31 protein-coding genes are annotated in these 23,866 nt (G+C 66.2%); 22 read left to right on the top strand and 9 right to left on the bottom strand.

The window, feature by feature from the left end:
- Positions 1 to 80: 80 nt before the first annotated feature.
- From K0P03_RS04820 to K0P03_RS04830, 3 genes are all read left to right on the top strand, one after another.
- A complete protein-coding gene (locus K0P03_RS04820) occupies positions 81 to 452 on the top strand; it encodes a DUF1491 family protein (RefSeq protein WP_037406084.1) in 372 nt (123 codons plus the stop codon).
- A gap of 193 nt (positions 453 to 645) precedes the next feature.
- Positions 646 to 2,298, top strand: a complete 1,653-nt coding sequence (locus K0P03_RS04825) for a hypothetical protein (RefSeq protein WP_272789041.1) — start codon at positions 646 to 648, stop codon at positions 2,296 to 2,298.
- Positions 2,299 to 2,392: 94 nt separating this feature from the next.
- Positions 2,393 to 2,524, top strand: coding sequence for a hypothetical protein (locus K0P03_RS04830; protein ID WP_272789042.1), 132 nt, complete (start codon positions 2,393 to 2,395; stop codon positions 2,522 to 2,524).
- 9 nt (positions 2,525 to 2,533) lie between these two features.
- Here the strand turns inward: K0P03_RS04830 and K0P03_RS04835 are convergent, their stop codons facing one another.
- Positions 2,534 to 3,511 (bottom strand): hypothetical protein, encoded by a 978-nt coding sequence (locus tag K0P03_RS04835; protein WP_272789043.1) that lies wholly within the window; start codon positions 3,509 to 3,511, stop codon positions 2,534 to 2,536.
- Positions 3,512 to 4,104: 593 nt separating this feature from the next.
- Between K0P03_RS04835 and K0P03_RS04840 the strand changes: the two genes are divergently transcribed.
- A complete protein-coding gene (locus tag K0P03_RS04840) occupies positions 4,105 to 4,293 on the top strand; it encodes a hypothetical protein (protein ID WP_023514003.1) in 189 nt (62 codons plus the stop codon).
- A gap of 131 nt (positions 4,294 to 4,424) precedes the next feature.
- On the opposite strand, the gene K0P03_RS04845 is transcribed toward K0P03_RS04840, so the two are convergent.
- Genes K0P03_RS04845 through K0P03_RS04855 form a run of 3 tightly spaced genes read right to left on the bottom strand, consistent with a single transcriptional unit; the run spans position 4,425 to position 7,775 of the window.
- Complete coding sequence (locus K0P03_RS04845; RefSeq protein WP_272789044.1) at positions 4,425 to 4,976, bottom strand: DUF1254 domain-containing protein; 552 nt, start codon at positions 4,974 to 4,976, stop codon at positions 4,425 to 4,427.
- Positions 4,969 to 5,562, bottom strand: a complete 594-nt coding sequence (locus tag K0P03_RS04850; protein WP_023514005.1) for a DUF1214 domain-containing protein — start codon at positions 5,560 to 5,562, stop codon at positions 4,969 to 4,971. Before K0P03_RS04850 ends, K0P03_RS04845 begins: the two co-directional genes overlap by 8 nt.
- 29 nt (positions 5,563 to 5,591) lie before the next feature.
- The gene (locus tag K0P03_RS04855) at positions 5,592 to 7,775 is read right to left on the bottom strand and encodes a transglycosylase domain-containing protein (protein ID WP_024270253.1); all 2,184 of its coding nucleotides are present in this window, start codon (positions 7,773 to 7,775) and stop codon (positions 5,592 to 5,594) included.
- Between the two features lie 322 nt (positions 7,776 to 8,097).
- On the opposite strand from K0P03_RS04855, the gene K0P03_RS04860 reads away from it, so the two are divergent.
- Positions 8,098 to 8,583, top strand: a complete 486-nt coding sequence (locus tag K0P03_RS04860) for a YcgN family cysteine cluster protein (RefSeq protein ID WP_023514007.1) — start codon at positions 8,098 to 8,100, stop codon at positions 8,581 to 8,583.
- A gap of 7 nt (positions 8,584 to 8,590) precedes the next feature.
- Here K0P03_RS04860 and K0P03_RS04865 read toward each other — a convergent pair whose 3' ends face one another.
- The 4 genes from K0P03_RS04865 to K0P03_RS04880 all read right to left on the bottom strand — a co-directional run bounded on the left by K0P03_RS04865 (position 8,591) and on the right by K0P03_RS04880 (position 11,315).
- On the bottom strand, positions 8,591 to 8,923 hold the full coding sequence (locus tag K0P03_RS04865) for an MmcQ/YjbR family DNA-binding protein (protein ID WP_023514008.1): 333 nt from the start codon (positions 8,921 to 8,923) through the stop codon (positions 8,591 to 8,593).
- A gap of 145 nt (positions 8,924 to 9,068) precedes the next feature.
- Positions 9,069 to 9,668, bottom strand: coding sequence for a hypothetical protein (locus K0P03_RS04870; protein WP_272789045.1), 600 nt, complete (start codon positions 9,666 to 9,668; stop codon positions 9,069 to 9,071).
- 131 nt (positions 9,669 to 9,799) lie between these two features.
- Positions 9,800 to 10,075, bottom strand: a complete 276-nt coding sequence (locus K0P03_RS04875) for a DUF3892 domain-containing protein (protein WP_272789046.1) — start codon at positions 10,073 to 10,075, stop codon at positions 9,800 to 9,802.
- A 256-nt stretch (positions 10,076 to 10,331) separates the two neighbouring features.
- Complete coding sequence (locus K0P03_RS04880) at positions 10,332 to 11,315, bottom strand: IS1595 family transposase (RefSeq protein WP_272789047.1); 984 nt, start codon at positions 11,313 to 11,315, stop codon at positions 10,332 to 10,334.
- 268 nt (positions 11,316 to 11,583) lie between these two features.
- Between K0P03_RS04880 and K0P03_RS04885 the strand changes: the two genes are divergently transcribed.
- The 3 genes from K0P03_RS04885 (at position 11,584) to K0P03_RS04895 (ending at position 14,366) form a co-directional block, all read left to right on the top strand.
- Positions 11,584 to 12,147: a hypothetical protein gene (locus K0P03_RS04885; RefSeq protein WP_272789048.1), complete on the top strand. Its 564-nt coding sequence runs from the start codon at positions 11,584 to 11,586 to the stop codon at positions 12,145 to 12,147.
- Between the two features lie 355 nt (positions 12,148 to 12,502).
- The gene (locus K0P03_RS04890) at positions 12,503 to 13,753 is read left to right on the top strand and encodes a DNA-packaging protein (RefSeq protein ID WP_443020531.1); all 1,251 of its coding nucleotides are present in this window, start codon (positions 12,503 to 12,505) and stop codon (positions 13,751 to 13,753) included.
- A 1-nt stretch (position 13,754) separates the two neighbouring features.
- Positions 13,755 to 14,366: a hypothetical protein gene (locus tag K0P03_RS04895; RefSeq protein ID WP_272789049.1), complete on the top strand. Its 612-nt coding sequence runs from the start codon at positions 13,755 to 13,757 to the stop codon at positions 14,364 to 14,366.
- Positions 14,367 to 14,369: 3 nt separating this feature from the next.
- On the opposite strand, the gene K0P03_RS04900 is transcribed toward K0P03_RS04895, so the two are convergent.
- Complete coding sequence (locus tag K0P03_RS04900; RefSeq protein WP_272789050.1) at positions 14,370 to 14,675, bottom strand: hypothetical protein; 306 nt, start codon at positions 14,673 to 14,675, stop codon at positions 14,370 to 14,372.
- Positions 14,676 to 14,793: 118 nt separating this feature from the next.
- Here K0P03_RS04900 and K0P03_RS04905 point away from each other — a divergent pair, with 118 nt between their 5' ends.
- From K0P03_RS04905 to K0P03_RS04970, 14 genes are all read left to right on the top strand, one after another.
- Complete coding sequence (locus tag K0P03_RS04905; RefSeq protein ID WP_272789051.1) at positions 14,794 to 15,921, top strand: phage portal protein; 1,128 nt, start codon at positions 14,794 to 14,796, stop codon at positions 15,919 to 15,921.
- A gap of 386 nt (positions 15,922 to 16,307) precedes the next feature.
- Complete coding sequence (locus tag K0P03_RS04910) at positions 16,308 to 16,616, top strand: DUF6107 family protein (protein WP_130514803.1); 309 nt, start codon at positions 16,308 to 16,310, stop codon at positions 16,614 to 16,616.
- Between the two features lie 126 nt (positions 16,617 to 16,742).
- On the top strand, positions 16,743 to 17,300 hold the full coding sequence (locus tag K0P03_RS04915) for an HK97 family phage prohead protease (RefSeq protein ID WP_023517458.1): 558 nt from the start codon (positions 16,743 to 16,745) through the stop codon (positions 17,298 to 17,300).
- Positions 17,301 to 17,377: 77 nt separating this feature from the next.
- Positions 17,378 to 18,619: a phage major capsid protein gene (locus tag K0P03_RS04920; protein WP_272789052.1), complete on the top strand. Its 1,242-nt coding sequence runs from the start codon at positions 17,378 to 17,380 to the stop codon at positions 18,617 to 18,619.
- A gap of 243 nt (positions 18,620 to 18,862) precedes the next feature.
- Entirely contained in the window at positions 18,863 to 19,432 is a 570-nt protein-coding gene (locus K0P03_RS04925; protein ID WP_272789053.1) for a head-tail connector protein, read from the top strand.
- Positions 19,432 to 19,770, top strand: coding sequence for a phage head closure protein (locus tag K0P03_RS04930; RefSeq protein WP_024270723.1), 339 nt, complete (start codon positions 19,432 to 19,434; stop codon positions 19,768 to 19,770). The genes K0P03_RS04925 and K0P03_RS04930 overlap by 1 nt, the downstream gene beginning before the upstream one ends.
- On the top strand, positions 19,767 to 20,174 hold the full coding sequence (locus tag K0P03_RS04935) for a DUF3168 domain-containing protein (protein ID WP_130514812.1): 408 nt from the start codon (positions 19,767 to 19,769) through the stop codon (positions 20,172 to 20,174). The genes K0P03_RS04930 and K0P03_RS04935 overlap by 4 nt, the downstream gene beginning before the upstream one ends.
- Before the next feature lie 27 nt (positions 20,175 to 20,201).
- Entirely contained in the window at positions 20,202 to 20,609 is a 408-nt protein-coding gene (locus K0P03_RS04940) for a phage major tail protein, TP901-1 family (RefSeq protein ID WP_023517496.1), read from the top strand.
- On the top strand, positions 20,609 to 20,971 hold the full coding sequence (locus K0P03_RS04945) for a gene transfer agent family protein (RefSeq protein WP_272789054.1): 363 nt from the start codon (positions 20,609 to 20,611) through the stop codon (positions 20,969 to 20,971). Before K0P03_RS04940 ends, K0P03_RS04945 begins: the two co-directional genes overlap by 1 nt.
- Positions 20,968 to 21,171 (top strand): rcc01693 family protein, encoded by a 204-nt coding sequence (locus K0P03_RS04950; RefSeq protein ID WP_037407745.1) that lies wholly within the window; start codon positions 20,968 to 20,970, stop codon positions 21,169 to 21,171. The genes K0P03_RS04945 and K0P03_RS04950 overlap by 4 nt, the downstream gene beginning before the upstream one ends.
- 3 nt (positions 21,172 to 21,174) lie before the next feature.
- Positions 21,175 to 21,708, top strand: a complete 534-nt coding sequence (locus tag K0P03_RS04955; protein ID WP_130514818.1) for a phage tail tape measure protein — start codon at positions 21,175 to 21,177, stop codon at positions 21,706 to 21,708.
- 34 nt (positions 21,709 to 21,742) lie between these two features.
- Positions 21,743 to 22,378, top strand: a complete 636-nt coding sequence (locus K0P03_RS04960; protein ID WP_130514820.1) for a DUF2460 domain-containing protein — start codon at positions 21,743 to 21,745, stop codon at positions 22,376 to 22,378.
- Positions 22,375 to 23,265 (top strand): DUF2163 domain-containing protein, encoded by an 891-nt coding sequence (locus K0P03_RS04965; protein WP_272789055.1) that lies wholly within the window; start codon positions 22,375 to 22,377, stop codon positions 23,263 to 23,265. The genes K0P03_RS04960 and K0P03_RS04965 overlap by 4 nt, the downstream gene beginning before the upstream one ends.
- A 193-nt stretch (positions 23,266 to 23,458) precedes the next feature.
- Entirely contained in the window at positions 23,459 to 23,866 is a 408-nt protein-coding gene (locus tag K0P03_RS04970; protein WP_443020571.1) for an NlpC/P60 family protein, read from the top strand.

Genomic DNA, 23,866 nt, shown 5'->3' on the forward strand with positions numbered 1-23,866 from the left:
GGCTTTTCCCGGCGGCCCTGATGCGGGGCTCGCCAGCCTTCGCCATTGCCCCGCCGCGCCGTGCCGTGTATGCCGCGGCCATGCGCCTTCGCTCCGATATCTTCGTGTCCGCCCTGATGCGCCGCGTCTTCGCCCGCGGCGATTTTGCGGCTGTCGAGGTGAAGGGCGCGGAGGAGGCGGGGGCGGTGTTCGTGCGGCAGGTGTTCCGCGACGGGACGGAGAGCCTGTATGGGCCGGCGCCGCAGAGTGTCTTCGAGGCCGAGGAGAGCGGGCTCCGGCGCTTCGAGGCGCGGCTGGAGCGTGTCGAGGCGGCGGCCGTTGCCGATGCACTGGCGCGGGAGCGGCGCTTTGACGGCGATCTCTGGGTCGTGTCGATCGAGGCGGACGCGCTCGATGACCTCATCGAATTCGCAGGAGCCGAGCCGAAGGACGACGGGTTCTTCCGACGTTAAGCCTGCGGGCGGAAACCGGCCGTGCCGATCCGGGTGAAACGGATTTTTTGCAGGAAGTGCGGTATGGCGGTTCCGGCGGGCAGGCCCCTCACACGCGCTGGAACCCTCCCGAAAACGAGACGCATCCCGCCGTTCGATAGGCGGCGGGGCTGCCGCAGGACGTGGCCATGCCGATGACGGGCGCCGGAAAGACATGAGCAAATACGACATTATCGAGGATCGGACATCGACCCTCGTCGCACGCGAGGCGGGCAGCCAGTGGATCGTCGCGCCCGGCATTTCCATAACCACGGCCGGCCTTGCCGTCGATGCGGGCGGGGCTTTCGCCGGGCGCATGCTCGTCGTCGACGGAACGGTCCGCTCCACGGCGGGACATGCCGTCGTGCTCGGGGCAGGCACGCTGGGGAGCGACGCCGGGACCGTCGCGATCAAGGCGAACGGGGTGGTTTCCGCGGCGCTGACCGGCCTTTCCGCGAGCGGCGGCGGGCTTGTCTTTTCCAACCAGGGCACGCTTTCAGGCGATGCGGCGGCCGGCCATTTCAGCGGAGCGGGCGCCAGCATCACCAATCGGGGCTCCGTGCTGTCCTCCGGTGGGACCGGGCTGAAGGTGGCGGGCGGCGAGGCGCTGGTCACCAACCACGGCACCGTGAAAAGCGCAGGCGATGCCGTCACGGTCTCGGGCGCCAAGGCGATCATCACCAATTACGGGTTCATCCAGTCGACGGCCGATGACGGCATTCGCAGCGCCGGCCTTGCGGCGATCGTGACCAACAGCGGCACGCTGGACGCCCACCGCGACGGGCTGACGGTGTCGGGCGCGGGCGCCGTCGTCACCAACAACGGCAAGGTCCTTTCGCGTGCCGACGAGGGCGTGGTCATCAGCGGCGCCAATGCGGTGGTGGCGAACAACGGTACGATTTCCGCGGCGAAGGGCGGCATCCGGCTCGACGGGGCAAACGTCAATTTCGCCAATCACAAGGCGATAACGACAACGGCCGGCGAGGCTGTCGATATCGGCGGCGCGCACGCGCAGGTGATGAACAACGGCACGCTGAAGGGCGCAGCCGGCATCTTCAGCGACGGGGCCAGCGCGACGGTGACGAACAACGGCGCGATCACGGCGACGAAGGGCATTGCGGTCGCCCTCCTCGGCAAGGGGCTCAACACCTTCGCCAACAATGGGTCGCTGAAGGCGGAGGGCCTGGCGCTGAAGGGCGGCAGCGGCAGCGAGATCGTCACCAATAACGGTACGATCCGCGGTTCGGTGGATCTCGGCGCGGGCAACGACACGTTCGACACGCGCGGCGGCAAGGTGACCGGCACGGTGGCGGGCGGCAAGGGGAACGACACCTATATCGTCGGGGATGCCCGGCTGAAGCTCGTCGAGAAGGCGGGCGGTGGCACCGATACGGTGCAGTCCACCGTCAGCTACACGCTCGGCGCCAATCTCGAAAAGCTCATCCTGCTCGGCAAGGCCGGCATGAGCGGTACGGGCAACGGGCTTGCCAATGTGCTCATCGGCAACAGCGGCGCAAACACGCTCTCGGGTGGCGGCGGAAACGACATTCTCGACGGCGGCAAGGGCAACGACACGCTCATCGGCGGCAGCGGGAAGGATGTCTTCCTGTTCGCCGAGGGGACCGGGCGCGACAGGGTGGCGGATTTCACGCCGGGCACGGACCGGGTGGATTTTTCCGGCCATGCCGAAATCACCGGCTTTGACGACCTGATGACGAACCATGCCGTTCAGCGCGGCGACGACGTGGTGATCCGTGCCGGCAACGACATGCTGACTCTGGAGCACGTTGCGCTGCGCGCGCTCGACAAGGGCGACTTCCTGTTCTGAGGGCCTGTTCCCGCGGGAACATCGCAGCGGCGCGGCGCGTGGGAAAAGGGAGCCACACAGGCGATGGCCTGTGTCGAACCCTCGGAGAAACGCCATGTTTATCGTGCTGCCCGCTCTTGCACTGCTGATTTCGGGAATGTTCGTCATCACCATGCTGGCCGCGCTCTCGGCCGAGCGCAACGAAGGCGCGACGATTCGCGTACCGGCGCGGCGCCGGATTTTCTAATAGAAGAAATCAGCCGGCGGCGCGGTGCCGTGCGGCTTCGGAGGACCTGTCGTGGTTATCCTGCCCATTCGACTTCGCGTCGCCGCCGTTGGCCGCCTTCGGCAGGCCATTGCCATTCGTGTAGCTGTCCGCCCGCTGCCAGCTTTCGACACGGTCGATCGCCTCGGCCGGGTCTAGCGCCGAAAGCAGGGCCGCCGCACCGCCTTCGGCGAGGTGCGGGTAGATTTTCGCCAGCACGTACAGGCTGTCTTCCTCCGGCACGTCGAGCGCCAGCAGCGTCTCGGCGAGCTGCCTTCCGGACACATCGAGAAGGATACGCTCGGACAGCCACTGGCTGGCGCCGAGCGCGTCGGCGAGCGTGACGGCCAGCATGCCGGCCTCGCCCGCGCGGGCAAACCGCACGAACAGCGCGTGATGGACCTCCGTTGCCGGCTCTAGCGTCGGCGGTGCTTCGACCGCTGGCTTCGCGGCGCGCACCAGGGCCCGCAACTCCTCGCGGATCTGTTCTTCCCGCTCCAGCCTTGCCGCTTCCTTCAGCGACTCCTCGCGATCCTCGCCGGCCCTGCGGCTGGCATGATCCTGGTGGCTTGCGACCAGCGCCTCGACCATGGCGGGGGAAAGGTCGTCCCGCCGGCCGATGGCGCGGGCATGTTCGGGGCTGGCGGCGCGCAGCACATGCATCAGCGTGCGATCGGCGATGGCCTTTGAGCCCATGAGGAAAATGGCGGCGACGCCGATCGGCTGCGTGGCGATGAAGAGGGCGGTTTCGTCCGGCACCTGCGGGCAGCGGGAGAGCGCGGCGACGGATTGCCGGCGGGCTTCCTCGCTGGAGGCGCTGTAGAGCGGTTCGAAGAGTTCACCGAACTGGCGCAGGTCCGAGCGGGATGGAAAACGCAGGCTCTCGAAGCTGGAGACCGTGGCCATCAGCACGATGTCCTTCGGCCGCCCCGCCTGCGGTCTCTCCAGTTCGCGAAACCTGTCCGCCACGAAACACCCGTTATTCCCCGGAACGGCAGCCCCTTGCCGCTTCTCAATCGTTCATGAAAAGTAGAGGAAAAGCGTTAGCAAGGCGTTAACCTTGCTCGCGCGGAAACCGCAATGTTTACAAGGTAGTGCCGCCGGGGTTGCAGACCGGCCGCGTGCCGCATCGGGACAGCCCCGCTTTCCTCGCCCGCAGGCCTGCCCTGTGCCGCAGGGAACAGCGAACACGCCCGCTTCACGCTAGTGTTAACAGCATGTTAACCCGATAGTCGCTAGTTTTAGGGACATGGATCGGCTCGTCTATTGCGATGGACGTGTTATGATTCGATCATGTGAACGGTGGATCCGCCGGCAGGCGCCCGCCGTTCCGCGAGGGAAAGGTGCGATGTTCCGGATACCGGACGGTCGCCAGACACATTCCCGTGAATGGGAAACTTCTGGTCCCGTATCGCCGTTTTCCACCCGTATGCGACTGGGGAGACATCGATCTCATGTCGCGTCCGGGGGTGACGGAACCGGATGCACCGGCCCGTTGAAACGGGCAGGGTGAGATTTGTAGGAGTGCTTCATCCGTCTCGATTCTTCTTTTGGAGGCGAGAATGGCAGACGTGGTACGATTGAAGGAATGGCTCGCGCGAACGCCGCGTCGCGACACCATTCGCCGTGCGGCTCCGGCCCAGGTTCTTCTCTTCACCGGCGTAAGATACGAACGCCTGACGCCCGCCATGCTGGCGGCCCGCGGCAAGGCGGCAAAGCAGGGTGTTCAGGACACCGCCCGCCGGCCCTGATCCTCTTCCGGTTGCTGCCCGGTGCAGCGCTGGAGCATGCGCGTGCGGCCGCCGCGCATGGCCTGAACGGGCCTAGATGGCCCTAGCGGGGATAGTCCCGCTTCACACGGCTCCTTTCGGAGCGATCCTTCCTATTGTTCCGCCGCAAACGGCTCGCAGCTGGCATCCGCCAGGAAGGCGGTCGCCGCTTCCTCGCGGCTTTGTGTCGGCATGAAGGTGCGCAGCACGGCATAGCCTTCCTCACCGCGCATCTCGACGAGGATAGACTGCTCCAGCTCGGCCGGCACGGCCTTGCGGATGCCGATGAGCTGGATGGGCGTTGCGATCAGCGTATCGAGTGCGCCGCTGACCGAGGTGCGGTCGTTCATGCTGAACACCTCGTTGGAGGCGCTGTCATAGACGGCAAGCGACCAGAAGGGCACATCGCCCTCGGCAAACAGCCGGATCGGCCCGGTCTCCACGGAAAAGGCGCAGACCGCCGTCTTCATCGCCGGGTCGTCGTTGATCGGGGCGAGGGAATCGCTGCTTCCCGCCAGCGGGAAAAAGCGGTTCGCCTCGCCGAAGGCCTGCACGCGGGTATAGGCGTCGCGGCCGGTGAAGCTCGGCAGCGAGAGGATAATGACGATGTGCAGCAGCGCCGCGCCGACGAGGCCGACGGCGATGGCATAGAGGAAGCTACGCATCGGCACAATCCAGCCGTGTTATGCCGGGCATGGCAAGGTCGATGACCCCGGAACTGCCGGCGGTCGGCGTGTCGAGCAGCGTCATGACCAGCAGGAACGGCGCCTTGCCCTGCGGCACGGCCAGCCAGTTGCCCGGCGTTGCCGAGGAGGCGATGCGGATGGAGAAATTGCTGTCGGCGGCGCGCAGCACCGACCAGGCGTTGAGGCCGGTTGGCAGGCCGGGCCGGGCGTCCTCAAGCGGGTTGCCGTTGCGGTCCGCCGCATGCAGCGTCCAGAGGCGCGCCGGCGGGGTGATGCCGCGGATCTCGTAACGGCAGTTTTCCACCAGCGTGCGGCTCTCGCTGTCGGTGGCGGCGGTGAAGGTCAGGCCTTCGGCGCCGCCGAGCAGCAGCTTGCCGTCGCGCGCCCGGTGGGCTTTTGCATAGGGGTCGGCATCGACCGTCTGGGCGGCAGGGAAGGCGGTCCAGGGCCCGAGCGCGATGGCACCGAAGCCGACCGTGGCGCGCAGCGCGTAGATCGAGCTCAATATGCCGAGGCCGAAGGCGACGGCGAGCGCTGTGGCGATGACGAGGGGCGTGCGAAACAAGGCGATCGACCGTTGGAATCAGGTTGCCGTCACTCTGTGCGGTTCGCCGGAGCAAGGTCAAGCGCTCCGTCGAGCGCGGCGACCCGGCCATCGGCCTTCAGCGCCTTCGCCGCGCCGAGTTCGCGGGCGACGTCTTTCAGCAGCTTCGTCACGTCGGTGGAGAGCGAACGCGGGCGCACGAGCGCGGGCAGCGCGTTCTCGTCGCTCGATGTCGCCGCCACCTCGCTTGCCGCCTTGCCGTCCGGCAGGGGGTTCTCGATGCCCGGAATGGGACGCAGCTCGATGCCCTGGTGGGCATAATCCATCAGGCGCTTGAAGGTCATGGCGGGCAGCGAGCCGCCGGTCATGTTGTTCGTCGAGGTATAGTCGTCGTTGCCGAACCAGACGGCGGTCGTGTAGTTGCCGGTGAAGCCGACATACCAGGCGTCGCGATAGGCTTGGGTGGTGCCCGTCTTGCCGCCCGAGACGATGCCGCGGTCGAGCGCGCCGCGCCGTGCCGTGCCGCTCACCGGGATGGTGACGAGGATGCGGTTCATCGAGGACACCGCCTGTTCGGACAAGACTTCCTTTGCCGCTGGCTCGTCGCGGCCGAAATCGTAGAGGATGTCGCCGTCGTAGTTGAGGATCTGGCTGATGCCGTGGCGGCGCGACTGGAAACCGCCGGCGGGGAAGACCGCATAGCCGGTCGCCTGGTCGAGCACGGTGACCTCGGAGGTGCCGAGCGGCATGGTCTTGTCGGTGCGGATCGGCGTCTCGACGCCCATGGCTTTTGCCATTTCGGCGATACGCTTGGTGCCGAGCTTGTCCTTGGCAAGGCGCACGGGCACGGTGTTGATGGATTTGGCGAGCGCCGTCATCAGCGTCATGCGGCCGGCATAGCTGCGGCCGTAGTTCTGCGGCGACCAGCCGCCCCAGCTGATCGGCGCATCGACGATGGTCGTCTCCGGCGTCATGCCCGATTCCATGGCGGCAGCGTAGGTATAGGCCTTGAAGGACGAGCCCGGCTGGCGCAGCGCCCGTGTGGCGCGGTTGAACTGGCTTTCGCCGTAATCGCGCCCGCCGACCATGGCGCGCACCGCGCCGCCGTTTTCCACCATGACCAGCGCACCCTGTTTGACGCGGTAGCTCTCGCCATACTGGCGAAGGCCGCTTTCCACCGCCTCATCGGCGGCGGCCTGCAGGCCCATGTCGATGGTCGTGCGCACGACAAGGGAATGCTGGGCGAAGGGCTTGGCGATGCGCTGCACCTCGTCGAAGGCCCAGTCGAGGAAGAAGTCCGGCGCCGTCTTCTCGTTGCGGTCGATGACGGTGGCCGGGTTGCGCCGCGCGGCGATCACCTGGCCCTCGGTCATCAGGCCGCCCTGCACGAGATTGGTCAAAACCTCGTTGGCGCGGGCGCGGGCGGCGGGCAGGTTGACATGCGGGGCGTAGCGGGCGGGGGCCTTGAACAGGCCGGCGAGCATGGCGGATTCGGCAAGGTTCACGTCGGTGACGTTCTTGCCGAAGTAGAATTGTGCCGCCGCGGCCGCGCCAAAGGTGCCGCCGCCCATATAGGCGCGGTCGAGATAGAGGCGCAGGATCTCCTTCTTGGAAAGGTTGGCCTCCAGCCAAAGGGCGAGGAAGGCCTCCTTGATCTTGCGTTCGATGGTGCGCTCGTTGGAAAGGAACAGGTTTTTCGCCAGCTGCTGGGTGAGCGTCGAGCCGCCCTGCACGACGCCGCCGGCGCGCGCATTCTCGTTCATGGCGCGGGCAAGGCCGAGGAAGTCGATGCCGAAATGGCTGAAGAAGCGGCGGTCCTCCGTTGCCAGCACCGCCTTGATCAGGTGGTCGGGCAGTTCGTCGATCGGCACGGAATCTTCATGGATGATGCCGCGGTGGCCGATCTCGTTGCCGTAGCGATCGAGGAAGGTGACGGCGAAGTCGCTCTGGGCGCGCCAGTTGCCCTTGGTCTCCTCGAAGGCGGGAAGGGCGAGCGCGAGCAGCAGGATGAAGCCGGCCGTGCCGAGATTCATCCCTTCGCCGGCGACCTCGAAGACGGCCTTCTTCCAGCCTTTGACGTGGAAGCGGCGGGAGAAGATGGTGATCTCCTCCCAGATCTCGCCCAAGCGAAAGCCGGCATTCCAGACCGTGGAATCGATCCAGGAATCGATGCGCAGGAAGATATGCCGCTTGCGGCGGCGGGGTCTTTTTGGCGTCTGGCTGTCGTCTTCCACGGTTCGCATACCTTTGGCGGGGGCGGGTCGCAGCCTGCCTGCGTTGGGTTAACGTCCTCTCACCACGGGTTTATTCGGTGAGGATATCAGTCTTTTGAAGGCAACAGAACGGATTTCGCGCGGAACGGTTAGGACCAATCGCTCTTCAGCCCATGCCGACCTGCAAATGGCGCTTTTCCAGCTTCCGGTGCTCACCTACCGAAAGTACGCTGCGCTCCGGGTCTTGGAAAAGCACCATTTTCGGCGCGGCCTGAACTGAATGTCGATTGGTCCTGGCGGCGGGGCCCTTGACCTTTGCCGCCAAGGGGTTCAGGGGTCGGGCATGACGATCACCAGTGCCGAAAAGCCGGACGGTCAGCCGTTCTGGAAGACAAAGACCCTTGCCGAGATGACCGATCCGGAATGGGAAAGCCTGTGCGACGGCTGCGGGCTCTGTTGCCTCAACAAGCTGGAGGACTGGGATACGGGCGAGATCGCCTGGACCTCGATCCGCTGCGTGCTGCTCGACGGGGAAAGCTGTCGATGCTCGGACTACGAGAACCGGCAGGCGACCGTGCCCGACTGCATCCGGCTGACGGTGGAGAGCGTGGCGAAGATCTCCTGGCTGCCGCCGACCTGCGGCTATCGGCTCATCCGCGACGGCGAGGACCTCTACTGGTGGCACCCGCTGGTTTCCGGCGATCCCGACACCGTGCACCAGGCCGGCATTTCCGCCCGCGGGCGCACGGTGAGCGAGGAGGGCATCGATGTCGACGACTACGAGGACTATCTCGTGACCTGGCCGCTGGAAGTGGGCGAGGGGAAGTAACGACGGTTCAGTGCAGCCGGGCCGCCACGAGCTTCTTCGGCGCCACGTTGCGCCAGGCGGTGTCGATCAGTTCACGCACCCGCGCGCCGTCCGCGCCGTCGAAATAGAGCGAGGTCCAGCCCTTGAGGCCCCAGCCGCCCGGCACCGGCGCGCAGAGGCCGGGATCCGTCTCCATGACCAGCGCCTGCTGGTCCGGCGTGAACTTCAGAACCGCCCGGCCAGCCTCCGGCAGGGTCATGAACACCTTCTCGCCCACCCGGAAGTCGCGCTTGCCGAAATGAGCACTTTCCCGCGCCCCCGGCATGCCGAGGGCCATGACCACGAGATCGTCGGATATCATGGTGGAAGGGTACCACCCTTTCGGCCGGCCGAAAAGATTTTGCCGGAAATAGGAAAATAGTCCTAATTATATACTTGACGTACCAAGATTGGGAATGTCATGATCCCCGAGCGTGACAGGCCGGAAAAAAATGAGGGCTTTGAGATCAGTCCTTTGATGATTGAAAACGGGGTGCAGGCACTGCGAGAAGTGCTTGGATATCATGAAGACGCGAGGACAACCCTTGTGGACTATGATCATGACGCTGTGCTGCTAGTTTATTCTCGTATGAGAGCGTTAGAAGGCCGTGCGCCCGATAAAGCCGAGACGTGAGTTCAGACACCTCGTCCGCGAATTCGGTAATCAGTTTATGGCTTGCCGGGGTTTTCGAATAAAGAACGTCACCTTTCCTTGCGCGCGTCATTTTATAAATCTCGTCTGTCCCGTCTGCGGTGGACACCCCAAAGGGGAAATGTATCCACCCATTTCGTTTAGCGGACTTGTCAACGAATTCTTTCAGGGACGATTTGATTTCTGCCCGTAGCTCCTCAGCTATCCAAGTAGTCTCATCCGCTAAGTGGCTAATTATATCTCTTTGTGTTGCCACGCTTTTGTGGAAAGAGAATGAAATGATCGCTTTGCGATAGGGCATTTCAGATAGGGTCGTATAGATCATCTCGACACCTATTTCTGCCTGCCCCCATCGGCCTGCAAGGCGACCAAGGGCGAGGGCTAGCTTGAAATCAGTTTCGATAGGATTTGGCATGGCTAACACCAATCAAAAGCCAGATGAAAAGAAGGGTGACGACGTTCTAAAGCGGATGCTAAGAACTCCGCCGGAACCGAAAGTCCCTCCCAAGCCGAAGCCTGGGAGGAAGCAATGCGCGCCGGATGGATCTATGGACACACCGGGAGTGCCAAGAGATTGTTAGGCTCGATGCCATCTGACTCGGTCTTTAGGTATTTACGACCGTTTCTTGCGGCCACGATGATCCAAACGGAATTGCCTTTCTGATCGACCGTCCAGAACTTGTCTCCGCCCTCAATCAGGCCGATCAACTGGTCGATAGTTCTATACCACTGAGTTGACCCTTTCCCGCCTAGGCCTTGGATGCGCCTGTCGGGGTCGGAGTTGTCAGGCTTGTGGCAATTGACTTGGTAGGTTCCTGCCATTCTTTAGTTTCCTTGTATGGATACCAAGGGACGGCTTGACGACTCTCCAAGGAGGATTCAAAGTCTGGAATGTCTTCATGCCTAGCCGTCCTTTGGCTGGTCACGTTGATGGCGGCGCCCCTCTGGGGAGAGAATCAGCGCCGCCATCAATTATGTTCTCGACATGTTCCCAATATTGCAAGTGGCATTGCCCCGCGATCCACGGGAATCGCAGGTTGTTTTCTTTCGTTTTCGAAGAAGGCGGCGCGCTTTTTGCTTAGGCGTGAGCGCTTTCGTCAAACCGCCGATAGGTGAGGCGCTTGTCGCGGGCCATACGAAGCAGGTCTTCGGCGCGCTCCGCATCCGATACTTTCAGAGCGGTGCGGCGGTTATACCTGAAATCGAATTCGGCGAGGTAGCGGTGAAGATGGGCTTCGCCGCAATGCTGGTAGACGCCTACCATGCCGCGCTTGAAGACAGAGAAGACGCCTTCAATCGTATTGGAGTGAACAACAACGTCGCCTTCACGACGGGCATATTCCTTGGCGGAATGCTTCGTCGTCTTGTGCGTTTCGAACTCCTTGCCGACGACCGTATAGAGACGGCTTTCATCGGTGTAGAGGTTGCTATCGCGGGAGACGTTGCGGACCAGAACCTCGCGGACGGTATCGCGGGTGGCTTCGTTCAGGTGGAACATGCGGGACTTCCCACCGCGCTCAACGAGGCCAACAACGATGCGCTTGTCAGCGCCGCCAGACTTGCCGCCTTTCGTGGGCTTTGCGATGCGGCCACGAGCGAGTTTGCGGGGCGTCTCGCGCTTGCCGATATAGGTTTCATCGGCTTCGACGGTTTTGCCGCCACCACCAAGCGGACCAGAGGACTTAACGTCCTCCTTCATGGCCTCGCGGATGCGGTGAGCCATGAACCAAGCGGTTTTGTAGGTGACCCCAAGCATACGGTGAAGCTGGTGAGCGCTCATGCCCTTCTTAGAGGAGGCCATGAGGTGAGCAGCCAGAACCCACTTGTTCAGGGCAATCTTGGAACGCTCGAAGACCGTGCCAACGGTAACGGTGAAGGGGTCGCGACAAGCGTTGCACTTGTAGACACCGGGGCGCGTGGACTTACCGGCAAGCTTGGTGATCGTCGTGGTATCGCAATTGCCGCAATGGGGGCAGATCGGGCCATTCGGCCAGTGGATAGCTTCAAGGTGTTCGCGGGCCTTTTCGGCATCGGTGTAGATTTCGTTTGTGATGTCGAACATGGGCTATCTCCTTGGATACTTGTACCAAAGAGCCGCGTGGTACGTCAAGTATATAATTAGGAAAATAGTCCTTGACGGCGTCACGGTCGTCTGGTAGGGTTGTGGTATAGTCGGAAAGGTGCGGGCGGAGAGATCCGCCCCGGTTTTCCCGGAGGCTGGGGGAGCGGCGATCTTCGCCCGCGGCCGGCTTGCTGCATCCGGACACAGGAATTTATTGACAGGCGCTCGTTCCCTTCGGACCGGGCGCCTTTTCATTTGGGGGATGGGCATGGAAACGGATCTGGCGATCGATCTCGATCTCTTCGGCGTCTCTCCGGTGCCGGCGGTCTATGACGGGCTGGTGGAGCAACGGGCCGGCCTCGAGGGCGGGGCGGCACTGATGCTCGACATCAAGGCCGAGGCGCCGCTCGATCCGTTTCTCGACATGCAGGCCATGCTCTTCGAGATGACCAAGGAGCTGCGCGAGCGTTTCCAGCGCTTCCAGAGCCAGAAGGTGTTGGCCGACGCGGATGCGGATGCGCCGCAGGACGAGGCGTTCCGCAAGCAGGCGCAGGCGGACGCCAAGGCCGCGATCGAGGCGGTCTCGCTGATCGTGCGCACGCTGGAGAAGATCGACAGCCTGCAGCGCACGCTGCTCACGGCGCGGGCGGAGGCGGACGCTGCCGCCGACGGCGACGAGGACGCGGCGGCGCTGGCGGCGGAGTTCGACCGGCTTGTCGAGGACCGCGTGAAGGAACGGTTGAATGCGGCGAAGGAAGACTGGATGCGTGGGCTCGGGCCAAAGCCCGGGATTGGCGGCGATGCTGCCGCGCGTGCGGAAAGCGAACCGTAGGGCACGGCGCGCCTGCCGGAGTATCGGGAAAAAATTCGACGCGGATATGCGGACGGCGGCGGCGGGTTTGAGGATGATCGAGGACAAGCGCGGGCGGACGGCGTTTTCGATCGAGGCCGATGCGCTGGAGGCGGGGATTTTGGGGCGGACGGGCGGCGAGGCTTGCCCCCCATCTGAGGCCTGCCCCTCATCCCCCTGCCGGGACCTTCTCCCCGCAGGCGGGGAGAAGGGGATGGGGCCAGGGTTTCCTACCCATCAGGAGCAAGAGGAATGGAACAATCGAGCGCCTGTTCCCCCTTCTCCCCGCCTGCGGGGAGAAGGTCCCGGCAGGGGGATGAGGGGCGCGGCCAAAGGAATGGAGCCTGTCCGCGGGGCACCGATCGTGCCGACGAGCCTGCACCAGTTGCAGGCCTGGCACCTTCGCTACCGCCTCGCCCAGATGCCGCCGGACGGCGACTGGCGGGTGTGGCTGCTGATGGGCGGGCGCGGCTCGGGCAAGACGCGGGCGGGCGCCGAATGGGTGCAGGCGATCGCCAGCGGGACGGCGGACCTGCGCATTGCGCTGGTGGCCGAGACGCTGGGCGACGCGCGCGAGGTGATGATCGACGGCGTATCGGGCATCTGCCGGATCGCCGGGCGGGCACGGCCGGAATTCGAGGCCTCGCGGCGGCGGCTCGTCTGGCCGAACGGCTCGATCGCGCAGATCTTCTCCTCCGAGGATCCGGAGAGCCTGCGCGGGCCACAGTTCCACTTCGCCTGGTGCGACGAGCTCGGCAAATGGAAACATGCGCAGGAGACCTGGGACATGCTGCAATTCGGCCTGCGCCTCGGGGACGATCCGCGCGTGCTGGTGACGACGACACCGCGACCGGTGCCGCTGCTGCGGGCGCTGGCGGGCGATCCGAAGACCGCGGTGCGGCGCATCCGCACCGACGACAATGCCGGCAATCTCTCGCCAGGCTTTCTTGTTGCAATGGCCGAGCGCTATGGCGGCACGCGGCTGGGGCGGCAGGAGCTGGACGGCGAGCTGATTGCCGACCGCGAGGACGCGCTGTGGAACCGGGCGCGGCTGGAGGCACTCCGCCAGCGCAATCCCGGGCCACTGTCGCGCATCGTCGTGGCGGTCGACCCGCCGGCGACGGCCTCGGCGGCCTCCGTCTGCGGCATCGTCGTTGCGGGGCTGGACGAGGCAGGACGGGCCGTGGTGCTCGCCGACTGCTCGGTGACGGGCGCGAGCCCGGCCGGCTGGGCGGGCGCCGTGGTGCGTGCCTTCCGCCGCTTCGACGCGGACCGGGTGGTCGCCGAGGTGAACCAGGGCGGCGACATGGTGAGCGCGATGCTGAGAAGCATCGATGTCAACCTGCCGGTGACGAGCGTGCGGGCGACGCGCGGAAAATTCCTGCGCGCCGAGCCGGTGGCGGCGCTCTACGAGCAGGGGCGGGTGGTCCATGCGGCCACCTTTGCCGAGCTGGAGGACCAGATGTGCGATTTCGGGCCGGACGGGCTGTCCTCCGGGCGCTCGCCGGACCGGCTCGACGCGCTGGTCTGGGCGCTGACGGCGCTGGTGCTGGAGCGGGCAGGCGAGCCGCGGGTGCGGGGGATTTGAGATGGCGATCGATCGCAAAGCCTTTTTCGATGCGGTGCGCGGGACGCTGTACGGCGGCCGGCTGGCAAGGACGCAGGTGGCGGGGCTGACGGCGCTGCTCGACCGGTTCGAGCAGGGCGGCGAGACGGAGGACCTGCGCTTCCTCGCCTATATGCTGGCGACGGCCCATCACGAGACGGGCGGGCGCCTGCAGCCGGTGCGCGAGACCTTCGCGGCGACGGACGGGGAGGCGATCGACCGGCTGGACCGGGCCTTTGCCGCCGGGCGGCTGCCGCAGGTTTCCGCGCCCTACTGGCGGCGCGATGCTTTGGGGAGGAGCTGGCTCGGGCGCGGGCTCGTGCAGATCACCCACCGGCGCAACTATGCGCGGCTGGCGGCGCTGACCGGCATCGACCTTCTTGCGCGGCCGGAACGGGCGATGGAGATGGCGGCGGCGGTCGAGATCCTGTTCACCGGCATGCTGCGCGGGGCTTTTACCGGGCAGCGGCTCGAGGATCATTTCTCCGATGCGCGGGCGGACTGGGTCGGCGCGCGGCGGATCGTCAACGGGCGCGACCGGGCGGAGAAGGTGGCGGGCTACGGGCGGGCGTTCTTCGCGGCGCTTGGCGGGTAGGTTTCAGGATTTGCCTTCGAGATGATCGACCCGTTGAACAACATCGCCGATAGCAGTCTCCACGCGGCCGAGGGAGTTTTCGATCGAGGTCTGGATATTGGCCAGCGAACCGCCCAGTTCCATCTTGATCATCAGTTCGAGGTCGTCGCGCAACTCGACCTGGCGTCGTTCGTTGCGGCGCGTGAGATCGTAGTTGGCGGTGAGCAGCCGCATCATCTCGGTCAGATCCTTACGGATGAGACGCATCTCATCCATGTTCGATTTGGCCTGTCTTGCCAGATATTCAAGGCTCAGCGTTTCACTTGTCACGGCTGCTCTTGCCCATGTCGATACCGGAAATGCTCCGGTCATACTCTACCGCCGCGCGCAAAAAACCACAACCGGCGTTCGAGCGGCGCCACCCTCATCTCGTGAAGTCGAGGACATCATGAAGCTACCATCCTTTTTCTCCCGGCAGCGCCGGGCGGCCGAGACCAAGGCGTCGGGCTTTTTCGCGCTGACGGCCGAAGGCCGGGCGCACTGGTCGTCCCGCTCCTATGCCTCGCTGTCGCGCGAGGGGTTCATGAAGAACCCGGTGGCGCACCGTGCCGTGCGCATGATCGCGGAGGCGGCGGCCTCGGTGCCCTGGCTTGCTCAGGGCGAGGCGGAGCGGCCGGACGAGCCCTTGCTCTTGCTGTTGTCGCGGCCGAACGGGCGCCAGGCGGGCGCGGATTTCTTCGAGACGCTCTACGGCCACCTTCTGCTGTCCGGCAATGCCTTCGTGGAGGGCGTGCGGGTGGGCGAGGGCCTGCGCGAACTTCATCTGCTGAGGCCCGACAGAGTGCGCATCGTCGAGGGGCGGGACGGCTGGGCGGAGGCCTATGAATACCGCGCAGGCGGGCATGTGCGTCGGCACCCTGCGGGCGAGGGGCAGGCGATCCTGCATCTCCGCCTGTTCCATCCGCTCGACGACCAGCTCGGCTTTGCGCCGCTCGAGGCGGCGTCCATGGCGCTCGACCTCTCCAATGCCGCGGCCATCTGGAACAAGGCGCTGCTCGACAATTCGGCGCGGCCTTCCGGCGCGCTGGTCTATCAGCCGAAGGAGGGCGGCAACCTGACGCCCGACCAGTACGGCCGGCTGAAATCGGAGCTCGAGGAGGGGTATTCCGGGCCGGCGCGGGCCGGACGGCCGATGTTGCTGGAAGGCGGGCTCGACTGGAAGGCGATGGGGCTTTCCCCGCGCGAGATGGATTTCGTCGCGGCGAAGAACGGCGCGGCGCGCGACATCGCGCTCGCCTTCGGCGTGCCGCCCATGCTGATCGGTGTTCCCGGCGATGCGACCTATGCCAATTACCAGGAGGCCAACCGCGCCTTCTGGCGGCTCACCGTGCTGCCGCTGGTGCAGCGCACGGCGGCAGCTTTTGCGGGGTGGTTTGCCGAGCGCGACGCGTTGCGGCTGGTGCCGGATCTCGATCAGGTGAGCGGGCTGGCGGACGAGCGCTCGGAACTCTGGGCCAGGGTGGGCGCGGCGGGGTTTTTGACGGACGAGGAGAAGCGGCGGGCGGTGGGGTATTGAGGGGGGCGGGGATGCCTGCCCCTCATCCGGCCTGCCGGCCACCTTCTCCCCGCAAGCGGGGCGAAGAGGATATGCCGCGCCGGCTTCCCCGGTCAATGACCGTTCTTGAGGCAAGTCCCCTCTCCCCGCTTGCGGGGAGAGGGTTGGTGAGGGGCCGGGATTGCTGCTTTCTCCAGGAAAATTAATTGGTTGCACTGCGCATGTGAATCACTTTGCGGAGTGCCGCACCCGCCTTGTGAAAACCTTGAATCGGTTTTCCAGCAAAGCGCGGCAAGGGATTCAAAAGACTCGCCGATCGGCCCGGCCTTCCTTTGCGGAAAGCCGACGGTTTTTGCCGCTCGCGGTCTGATGGCTCGGATTTCGATAATAATCTGAAAGGCTTAACAATGGCTGACTTCGGAAACGACGGCGGGCTTTGGACGGCCCGGCTGATCGGCGCGTCCGCGGGCGCGGCCGTTTCGCTCATCTATCTCCTGCCCAAGAGCCGCCGTGAGGCGGCGTGCCGGTTCTTCACCGGGCTTGCCTGCGGCCTCGTCTTCGGCGGGCCCACCGGGCTGTGGATCGCTGTGCGGCTCGGCATTGCCGGCTATCTCGGGCCGGTGGAGGTGCTGCTGACCGGCTCGGCGGCGGCCAGCCTTTCGGCCTGGTGGGGGCTGGGCGTGCTGGCGCGGCTGGCGGAGCGGATCCGGCGTTAGCGAGCCGCGAACAGCGAGTAGGGAATTTGGAATAGCGAATGGAGGTCGGTGTGGGCCGGGAATTCATTTTCCCGCGCGCTGTTCCCAATTCGCCATTCGCCCCCCTTCACATCATCGGAGACGACCATGATCACCGACGACCTGCCGGTCTGGCGGACGAAGAAATATGCCGATCTGACGCTTGCCGGCGTTTCCGGCGACGGGGTGTTTTCCGGCTATGCGAGCCTCTTCGGCGAGGTGGACCTGAGCAAGGATGCGATCGCGCCGGGTGCCTTTGCCCGTTCGCTGGAAAAGCGCGGACCATCGGGCGTGCGCATGCTGTTCCAGCACGACCCGGCCGAACCGCTCGGGCGCTGGCGGACGATCCGCGAGGACGGCCGCGGGCTCTATGTCGAGGGCGTGCTTTCGCCCGGCGTGGCGCGGGCCCGCGAGGTGCTGAACCTCATGAAGTCGGGCGCGCTCGACGGGCTTTCCATCGGTTTCCAGACCGTGCGCTCGAAGACCGACCGGGCGAGCGGGGTGCGCCGCATCCTGGAGGCTGACCTCTGGGAGATCTCGATCGTCACCTTTCCCATGCTGCCCTCGGCGCGGGTGTCGAACGTGAAGAATGCGCGGTGGTTCCGCGACCGGGAGACCGAGCTGGTGCGCATCATGCGCCGGGCGGCCCGGATGATGAAACGCTAGGCGTTTGTTTTACCGCAGTGTCCGACGCCGAAGCGGTTTCGCGTCGGCTGGAAATTCCAACCCGAAAGGAAGACAGCATGGAGACCCAGAAGACCGCGCCGGAAATCAAGGCCGTGCCGGATACGATGACCGCCGCCTTCGACGACTTCATGGAGGCGTTCGAGGCCTTCAAGGCGACGAACGACCGCCGGCTCGGCGAGATCGAGCAGAAACTGACCGCCGACGTGGTGACGCGCGACAAGGTGGATCGCATCAACCGCGCGATGGACGAGCACAAGCGTGTCATCGACCAGCTGGCGCTGAAGAAGGCGCGCCCGGCGCTCGGCGGCGAGGGCAGCCTGGAGGTGAGCGAGCACAAGGCGGCCTTTTCCGCCTATATGCGGCGCGGCGACGAGAGCGCGCTCAGGGCGCTGGAGGGCAAGGCCATGTCGGTCGGCTCGGCGGCGGACGGCGGGTATCTCGTGCCACCGGAGACCGACACGGAGATCGGCCGCCGGCTTTCCGCCGTCTCGCCGGTCCGGTCGCTCGCGACCGTGCGCCAGGTCTCCGGCACGGTACTGAAGAAGCCGTTCGCGACGGGCGGCATGGCGGCGGGCTGGGTGGCGGAAACCGCCGCGCGGCCGCAGACGGGCAATGCGCAGCTTGCCGAACTCTCCTTCCCGACCATGGAGCTCTACGCCATGCCGGCGGCGACCGCCGGGCTGCTCGACGATGCGGCGGTGGACGTCGAGGGGTGGATCGCCTCGGAGATCGACATGGTCTTCGCCGAGCAGGAGGGCACCGCCTTCGTTTCCGGCGACGGCACCAACAAGCCGAAGGGGTTCCTCGGCTACACGGCTGTCGCCGACGCGGGCTGGAGCTGGGGCAATATCGGCTATATCGCGACGGGCGCGGCCGGGGCCTTCAAGGCCTCGAATCCCTCCGACACGCTGTTCGACACGGTCTATTCGCTGAAGGCGGGGCACCGGCAGAACGGCACCTTCGTAATGAACCGCAAGACGCAGGGCCAGATCCGCAAGTTCAAGGATGCGGACGGCAACTATCTCTGGCGTCCGCCGGCTTCGGCGGGGCAGGCGGCCTCGCTGCTCGGCTTTGCTATCGCCGAGGCCGAGGATATGCCTGACATCGCGGCCGACAGCCTCTCCATCGCCTTCGGCGACTTCCGCGCCGGTTACCTCGTCGTCGACCGCACCGGTGTGCGCGTGCTGCGCGATCCCTACTTGGCCAAGCCCTATGTGCTGTTCTACACGACCAAGCGCGTCGGCGGCGGGGTGCAGAATTTCGAGGCGATCAAGCTGGTGAAGTTCGCGGCGAGCTGACGTTCTCCTCTCTCCTCGCTTGCGGGAGAGGGTCGGGGTGAGGGGCGATCGCACGAACCGATGCCGCGGTGCGGCCGCCCCTTATCCGCCTGCCGGCACCTTCTCCCCGCAGGCGGGGCGAAGGGCGGTGCCGCACTGTTTTCCTCTTTCTCGCACCGGCGGGCGTTTCCTGCTGCCGGTGCCGGCGGGCGCGGTTTCCTCCCGGCCGCGCCCGCATCCCTTTCTCCATCGCGAAGGACGATCATGACCATTGCCGAACTGCTGCCGCCGGCCGTGGAGCCGGTGACGCTGGCCGAGGCGAAGGCGCATCTGCGCCTCGACGCGGCCGACGAGGATGCGCTCGTATCCACGCTGATCCGCGCGGCACGCGAATATCTGGAGGCCACGACGGGGCTTTGCCTGATTGCGCGACCCTTGCGGCTCTATCTCGACGACTGGCCCGAGACGCGGGTGATTCAGATTGCCAGAGGGCCGGTGCAAACCATTGAGATGGTGACGGTTTATGATGCGACCGGGCTGCCGGTCGCTGCCGATGTGACCGGCTACCGGCTCGACGGCGCGGCGCGCCCGGCGCGGCTGCTACTGCCGGCGCGCCCGGATACGGACCGCGCGCTCAACGGCATCGAGATCGATTTCACCGCCGGCTTTGGCGAAAGCGGCGCGAACGTACCGGACGGGCTGAAGCGGGCGCTGCTCATGCATGTGGCGGCGATGTTCGAGCTGCGCGGCGTGCTTTCGCCGGTGGACCAGCCGGGCACGGTGCCGGCGGGTTACGACCGGCTGGTGGCGCCCTACCGGCTGCGGAGGCTGTGATGGCGAAGGTAAGGATCATCGATCCCGGCGCGCTCTCGGCGCGGCTGACGCTGGAGGGGCCGGTCGAGACGCCGGACGGGCAGGGCGGCGCCGAACGCGGCTTTGCGGCGCTGGCGACGCTCTGGGCGGCGATCGAGCCGGTGGCGGCACGGGCGGACGAGGCGGCGGGCACGCTGCCGGTGACGGTGACGCACCGCATCTGGCTGCGGCACCGGGGCGACCTTGCCGGCGGCATGCGGCTGCGGAAGGGGGCGCGGATCTTCGCCATCCATGCGTTCCGCGATCCGGACGAGACGGGGCGTTACATGCTCTGCGACTGCGAGGAGATCCGGCCATGAGCGCGGCATCGGCCCTGCAGAGGGCGATCTTCGCCAGGCTCTCCGGCGATGCGGCGCTGACGGCGCTGGTCGGGGCGAACGGCATCACCGACCGCAGGCCCGACGGGCCGGCGACGCCGCTCCTTGTCATCGCGGGCATCGACAGCACCGACCATTCGACGGCGAGCGAGGCGGGCGAGGAACATATCGTGACGCTGGAGGCCTGGTCCGAGGCGGCGGGGCACCGGCAGGCGCAGGCGATTGCCGCGGCGGTGCGCGCGGCGCTCGACGACGCGGCGCTGGTCATCGCCGGGCACCATCTCGTCCTGCTCTTCCACCGCGATACGCGGCTGCGCCGTGACGGCAAGTCCCGCTTCCACCGCGCGGAAATGCGCTTCCGGGCGGTGACGGAGCCGCATGCCTGACACCTCATTTTCGGAAAGGACCTTACCATGGTGGCACAGAAGGGGCGCGAGCTCCTCATCAAGATCGACAACGGGGCGGGTTTCGTCACCGTTGCGGGGCTGCGCTCGAAGCGGCTGTCGTTCAATGCGCAGCTTGTCGATGTGACGGATGCGGAATCGGCGGGGCGCTGGCGCGAACTGCTGGGTGGGGCGGGCGTGCAGCGCGCGGCCCTGTCCGGAGCCGGTATCTTCAAGGACCAGGCTTCGGACGCTCTGGTGCGCGCGCTGTTCTTTGCCGGCACGATCGTCGCCTGGCAGATCGTGATCCCGGATTTCGGCACGGTCGCGGGGCCGTTCCAGATCGCCGCGCTGGACTATTCCGGCGCGCATGACGGCGAGGTGGTCTTCGAGATCGCGCTGGAATCGGCCGGGCTCCTCACCTTCGGGGCGCTCTGATGGGCGCGCGGGCGAACCGGCACCGCGGCGAGATCGAGGCTGCCTTCGACGGCGAGCGGCGCGTGCTGTGCCTGACGCTCGGCGCGCTGGCGGAGCTGGAGACGGCCTTCGCGGCCGACAGCCTGACGGGGCTGGCGGAACGCTTCTCCTCCGGGCGGCTGAAGGCCGACGATCTCATCCGCATTCTTGGCGCGGGGCTGCGGGGTGGGGGCAATCTCTATTCTGACGAGGAGGTTTCCGCGATGGCGGTGGCGGACGGGCTCTCCGGTTTTGCGCGCATCGCGGCGGAACTGCTGCAGGCGACATTCGGGCCGGGCGTGGAGGCGCGGCCGGAAAACCCTCCGGGGCCGCATCCGGGCTGAACGGCGAGAGGGCGGCCTTTCCCTGGGAGGCGGTGCTCCATGCTGGGCTCTGCCGGATGCGGCTTTCTGCAAAGGATTTCTGGGCGATGACGCCGCGCGAGCTGGCCTTCGCGCTCGGTGTGCTGCGGCCTGTGCCGTCGGCGCCCGGACGCAATGCGCTTGCCGCGCTGATGCGCGCCTTTCCCGACCACAAGGAGTGAACCATGGCGGATGCGGATGACAGACCTCTTTCCGGCACGCTGGACGATGCCGGACAGCTTTCGGCGGTCTTCGACGATCTGGAGGCGCGTTCACGCTCCTTCGGCTCGGCGCTGACCAATGCGCTGAAGGGTGCGGTCGTCGACGGCAAGGGGCTGGAGGGCGTGCTGCGCGGGTTGGCGCTGCGCATGAGCGACATTGCGCTTTCGGTGGGGCTGAAGCCGCTGGAAGGGTTTTTGTCGTCGGGTCTTTCCGGGCTGCTCGGCGGCGCCACGCCCTTCGCCAAGGGTGGGGTCGTCGCCTCGCCGACCTATTTCGGAACGGGCGGCGGGCTCGGACTGATGGGCGAGGCGGGGGCGGAGGCGATCCTGCCCTTGAAGCGCGGGCCGGACGGGGCGCTGGGCGTCGCCAGCGATGGCGGCGGGGCGCGCATCGTCTTCAACGTGACGGCGCAGGATGCGGCGAGTTTCCGCAAATCCGAGGGGCAGATCTCGGCCATGCTGACACGCGCCGTGGGGCGCGGGCAGCGCAGTTTGTGAGGGCGAGGGGCTAGGGAATTTACGGAGAGAAGGCATGGCGGGGTTTCATGAGGTGCGGTTTCCGCTGCGTGTCGCGCTCGGCACCAGCGGCGGGCCGGTGCGGCGGACGGATATCGTCAGCCTTTCCAACGGGCGGGAGAACCGCAACCGCCGCTGGCACGACGCGCGGCGGCGTTATGATGCGGGTTCGGGCGTGCGCTCGGTCGCGGATCTCTATGCGGTGCTCGCCTTCTTCGAGGCACGGGCGGGACAGTTCAACGGTTTCCGCTTCCATGACCCGGTGGACCACAAATCCTGTGCGCCGGGCGGGACGGTGAGCGCCATGGACCAGCAGATCGGCACGGGGGACGGCACGACGGCGGCCTTCCAGCTCGTCAAGCGCTATGCGGATGCCGGCGGGGAGACGGTGCGGACCATCGACAAGCCGGTCATGGGCACGGTGGTCGTCTCCGTGGCGGGCAGCCTGCGGCCGGCGGCGGACTATACGGTGAACCACGCGACGGGTGTCGTCACCTTCAAGCCGGGCAAGATTCCGGCCTCGGGCGCCATCCGGGCCGGCTACGCGTTCGACGTGCCGGTGCGTTTCGACACGGACCGCATCGATATCGACCTCGCGCAGTTCGACGCGGGGCGCATCCCGTCGATTCCGCTGGTGGAGATAAGGCCATGAGGACGATCCCGGACGGGTTGCAGGCGCATCTCGACGGTGAGGCGACGACGCTTTGTCATGCCTGGCGGGTGACGCGGCGCGACGGCGTGGTGATGGGCTTTACCGATCATGACCGCGACCTCTCCTTCGGCGGGCTTTCCTATCTCGCTGCAAGCGGCTTCGAGGCGAGCGAGGCGGAGGACGGCAACGGGCTTTCGGCCGAGGGCGGCGATCTCTCGGGCGGCTTTTCGGCGGAGGCGATCCGCGCCGAGGACCTTTCGGCGGGACGTTATGACGGGGCGAAGGTCGAGGTCTATATGGTCAACTGGCAGGACCCGGCCCAAAGGCTGCTGTTGCGTACCGCCGAACTCGGCGAGGTGCGGCGCGAGGGCGGGCTTTTTCGTGCGGAGCTGCGGCGGCTGACGCACCGGCTGGACCAGGTGCGCGGGCGCATCTACGGGCATCGCTGCGACGCGGTGCTGGGTGACGGCCGGTGCGGTGTGAACGTGGCGGCGCCGGCCTTCCGGGCGACGGCGACAGTGGGCGCGGTGCTCGACGACATGCGGCTGCGGGTGAGCGGGCTGTCCGGCTTTGCCGAGCGGTTCTTCCGCTACGGCGTGCTCACCTTCACGAGCGGCGCTGCGGCGGGGCTGACGGCGGATATCGAGGACCAGCGCAAGGTTTCGGGCGGTGACGAACTGACCTTCTGGTTGCCGGTGCCGGCCGGGGTGGTCGCGGGCGACGCGATGCAGGTGACGGCGGGATGCGACAAGCGCTTTGCCACCTGCAAGGCGAAATTCTCCAACGTGCTGAATTTTCGCGGTTTTCCGCACATGCCGGGTAGTGATTTCACCTATGGCTATGCCGATGGCGAGACGGTGCATGACGGAAGGCCGCTCTATGCGTGAGATGCTGCGGGGTGCCCCTCATCCTTCTCCCCGTGAACGGGGAGAAGGGGACATGCCGAACCGCCTCCTTCCACCGCGGCAATGTCATGCGGGAAACCGTGGCGGCAAATCCCTTCTCCCCTTGAACGGGGAGAAGGTGGCCGGCAGGCCGGATGAGGGGCAGGGGCAGGATACCGGCGCGCGCGTCGTCACCATCGCCCGCAGCTTCATCGGCACGCCCTACCGGCATCAGGGCGCGCTGAAGGGGGTCGGTTGCGATTGCCTCGGGCTGGTACGCGGGGTCTGGCGGGAGCTTTACGGGGCGGAGCCGGAAATGCCAGGCGCCTATGCCGCGGACTGGGCGGAGCGGGCGGGCGTGGAGCGGTTGCTGGAAGCGGCGGCACGGCACTGCGGGGCGGCGCTGCCTGCGGCGGCGCTGCGGCCGGGCGATATCCTGATCTTTCGCTGGCGGGCGGGGGTGGCGGCCAAACATGCCGGCATCGCGGCGCCCGACGCGCATTTCATCCATGCCTATGAGCAGGCGGCGGTGATCGAATCGCCGCTCGTGCCCGCATGGCGGCGGCGGATCGCCGGCGTCTTCCGTTTTCCGGAGATTTCCTGA

This window comes from Shinella sp. HY16 (assembly GCF_028534175.1).
In the GTDB taxonomy this organism is placed as follows: Bacteria; Pseudomonadota; Alphaproteobacteria; order Rhizobiales; family Rhizobiaceae; genus Shinella.

Bases quoted from the DNA above. Each gene is read 5' to 3' on its own strand.
- K0P03_RS04820 (WP_037406084.1), top strand. From the start codon at position 81: ATGCGCCTTCGCTCCGATATCTTCGTGTCCGCCCTGATGCGCCGCGTC.
- K0P03_RS04825 (WP_272789041.1), top strand. From the start codon at position 646: ATGAGCAAATACGACATTATCGAGGATCGGACATCGACCCTCGTCGCA.
- K0P03_RS04830 (WP_272789042.1), top strand. From the start codon at position 2,393: ATGTTTATCGTGCTGCCCGCTCTTGCACTGCTGATTTCGGGAATGTTC.
- K0P03_RS04840 (WP_023514003.1), top strand. From the start codon at position 4,105: ATGGCAGACGTGGTACGATTGAAGGAATGGCTCGCGCGAACGCCGCGT.
- K0P03_RS04845 (WP_272789044.1), bottom strand. From the start codon at position 4,976: ATGCGTAGCTTCCTCTATGCCATCGCCGTCGGCCTCGTCGGCGCGGCG.
- K0P03_RS04860 (WP_023514007.1), top strand. From the start codon at position 8,098: ATGACGATCACCAGTGCCGAAAAGCCGGACGGTCAGCCGTTCTGGAAG.
- K0P03_RS04865 (WP_023514008.1), bottom strand. From the start codon at position 8,923: ATGATATCCGACGATCTCGTGGTCATGGCCCTCGGCATGCCGGGGGCG.
- K0P03_RS04870 (WP_272789045.1), bottom strand. From the start codon at position 9,668: ATGCCAAATCCTATCGAAACTGATTTCAAGCTAGCCCTCGCCCTTGGT.
- K0P03_RS04875 (WP_272789046.1), bottom strand. From the start codon at position 10,075: ATGGCAGGAACCTACCAAGTCAATTGCCACAAGCCTGACAACTCCGAC.
- K0P03_RS04880 (WP_272789047.1), bottom strand. From the start codon at position 11,315: ATGTTCGACATCACAAACGAAATCTACACCGATGCCGAAAAGGCCCGC.
- K0P03_RS04885 (WP_272789048.1), top strand. From the start codon at position 11,584: ATGGAAACGGATCTGGCGATCGATCTCGATCTCTTCGGCGTCTCTCCG.
- K0P03_RS04890 (WP_443020531.1), top strand. From the start codon at position 12,503: ATGGAGCCTGTCCGCGGGGCACCGATCGTGCCGACGAGCCTGCACCAG.
- K0P03_RS04895 (WP_272789049.1), top strand. From the start codon at position 13,755: ATGGCGATCGATCGCAAAGCCTTTTTCGATGCGGTGCGCGGGACGCTG.
- K0P03_RS04905 (WP_272789051.1), top strand. From the start codon at position 14,794: ATGAAGCTACCATCCTTTTTCTCCCGGCAGCGCCGGGCGGCCGAGACC.
- K0P03_RS04910 (WP_130514803.1), top strand. From the start codon at position 16,308: ATGGCTGACTTCGGAAACGACGGCGGGCTTTGGACGGCCCGGCTGATC.
- K0P03_RS04915 (WP_023517458.1), top strand. From the start codon at position 16,743: ATGATCACCGACGACCTGCCGGTCTGGCGGACGAAGAAATATGCCGAT.
- K0P03_RS04920 (WP_272789052.1), top strand. From the start codon at position 17,378: ATGGAGACCCAGAAGACCGCGCCGGAAATCAAGGCCGTGCCGGATACG.
- K0P03_RS04925 (WP_272789053.1), top strand. From the start codon at position 18,863: ATGACCATTGCCGAACTGCTGCCGCCGGCCGTGGAGCCGGTGACGCTG.
- K0P03_RS04930 (WP_024270723.1), top strand. From the start codon at position 19,432: ATGGCGAAGGTAAGGATCATCGATCCCGGCGCGCTCTCGGCGCGGCTG.
- K0P03_RS04935 (WP_130514812.1), top strand. From the start codon at position 19,767: ATGAGCGCGGCATCGGCCCTGCAGAGGGCGATCTTCGCCAGGCTCTCC.
- K0P03_RS04940 (WP_023517496.1), top strand. From the start codon at position 20,202: ATGGTGGCACAGAAGGGGCGCGAGCTCCTCATCAAGATCGACAACGGG.
- K0P03_RS04945 (WP_272789054.1), top strand. From the start codon at position 20,609: ATGGGCGCGCGGGCGAACCGGCACCGCGGCGAGATCGAGGCTGCCTTC.
- K0P03_RS04955 (WP_130514818.1), top strand. From the start codon at position 21,175: ATGGCGGATGCGGATGACAGACCTCTTTCCGGCACGCTGGACGATGCC.
- K0P03_RS04960 (WP_130514820.1), top strand. From the start codon at position 21,743: ATGGCGGGGTTTCATGAGGTGCGGTTTCCGCTGCGTGTCGCGCTCGGC.
- K0P03_RS04965 (WP_272789055.1), top strand. From the start codon at position 22,375: ATGAGGACGATCCCGGACGGGTTGCAGGCGCATCTCGACGGTGAGGCG.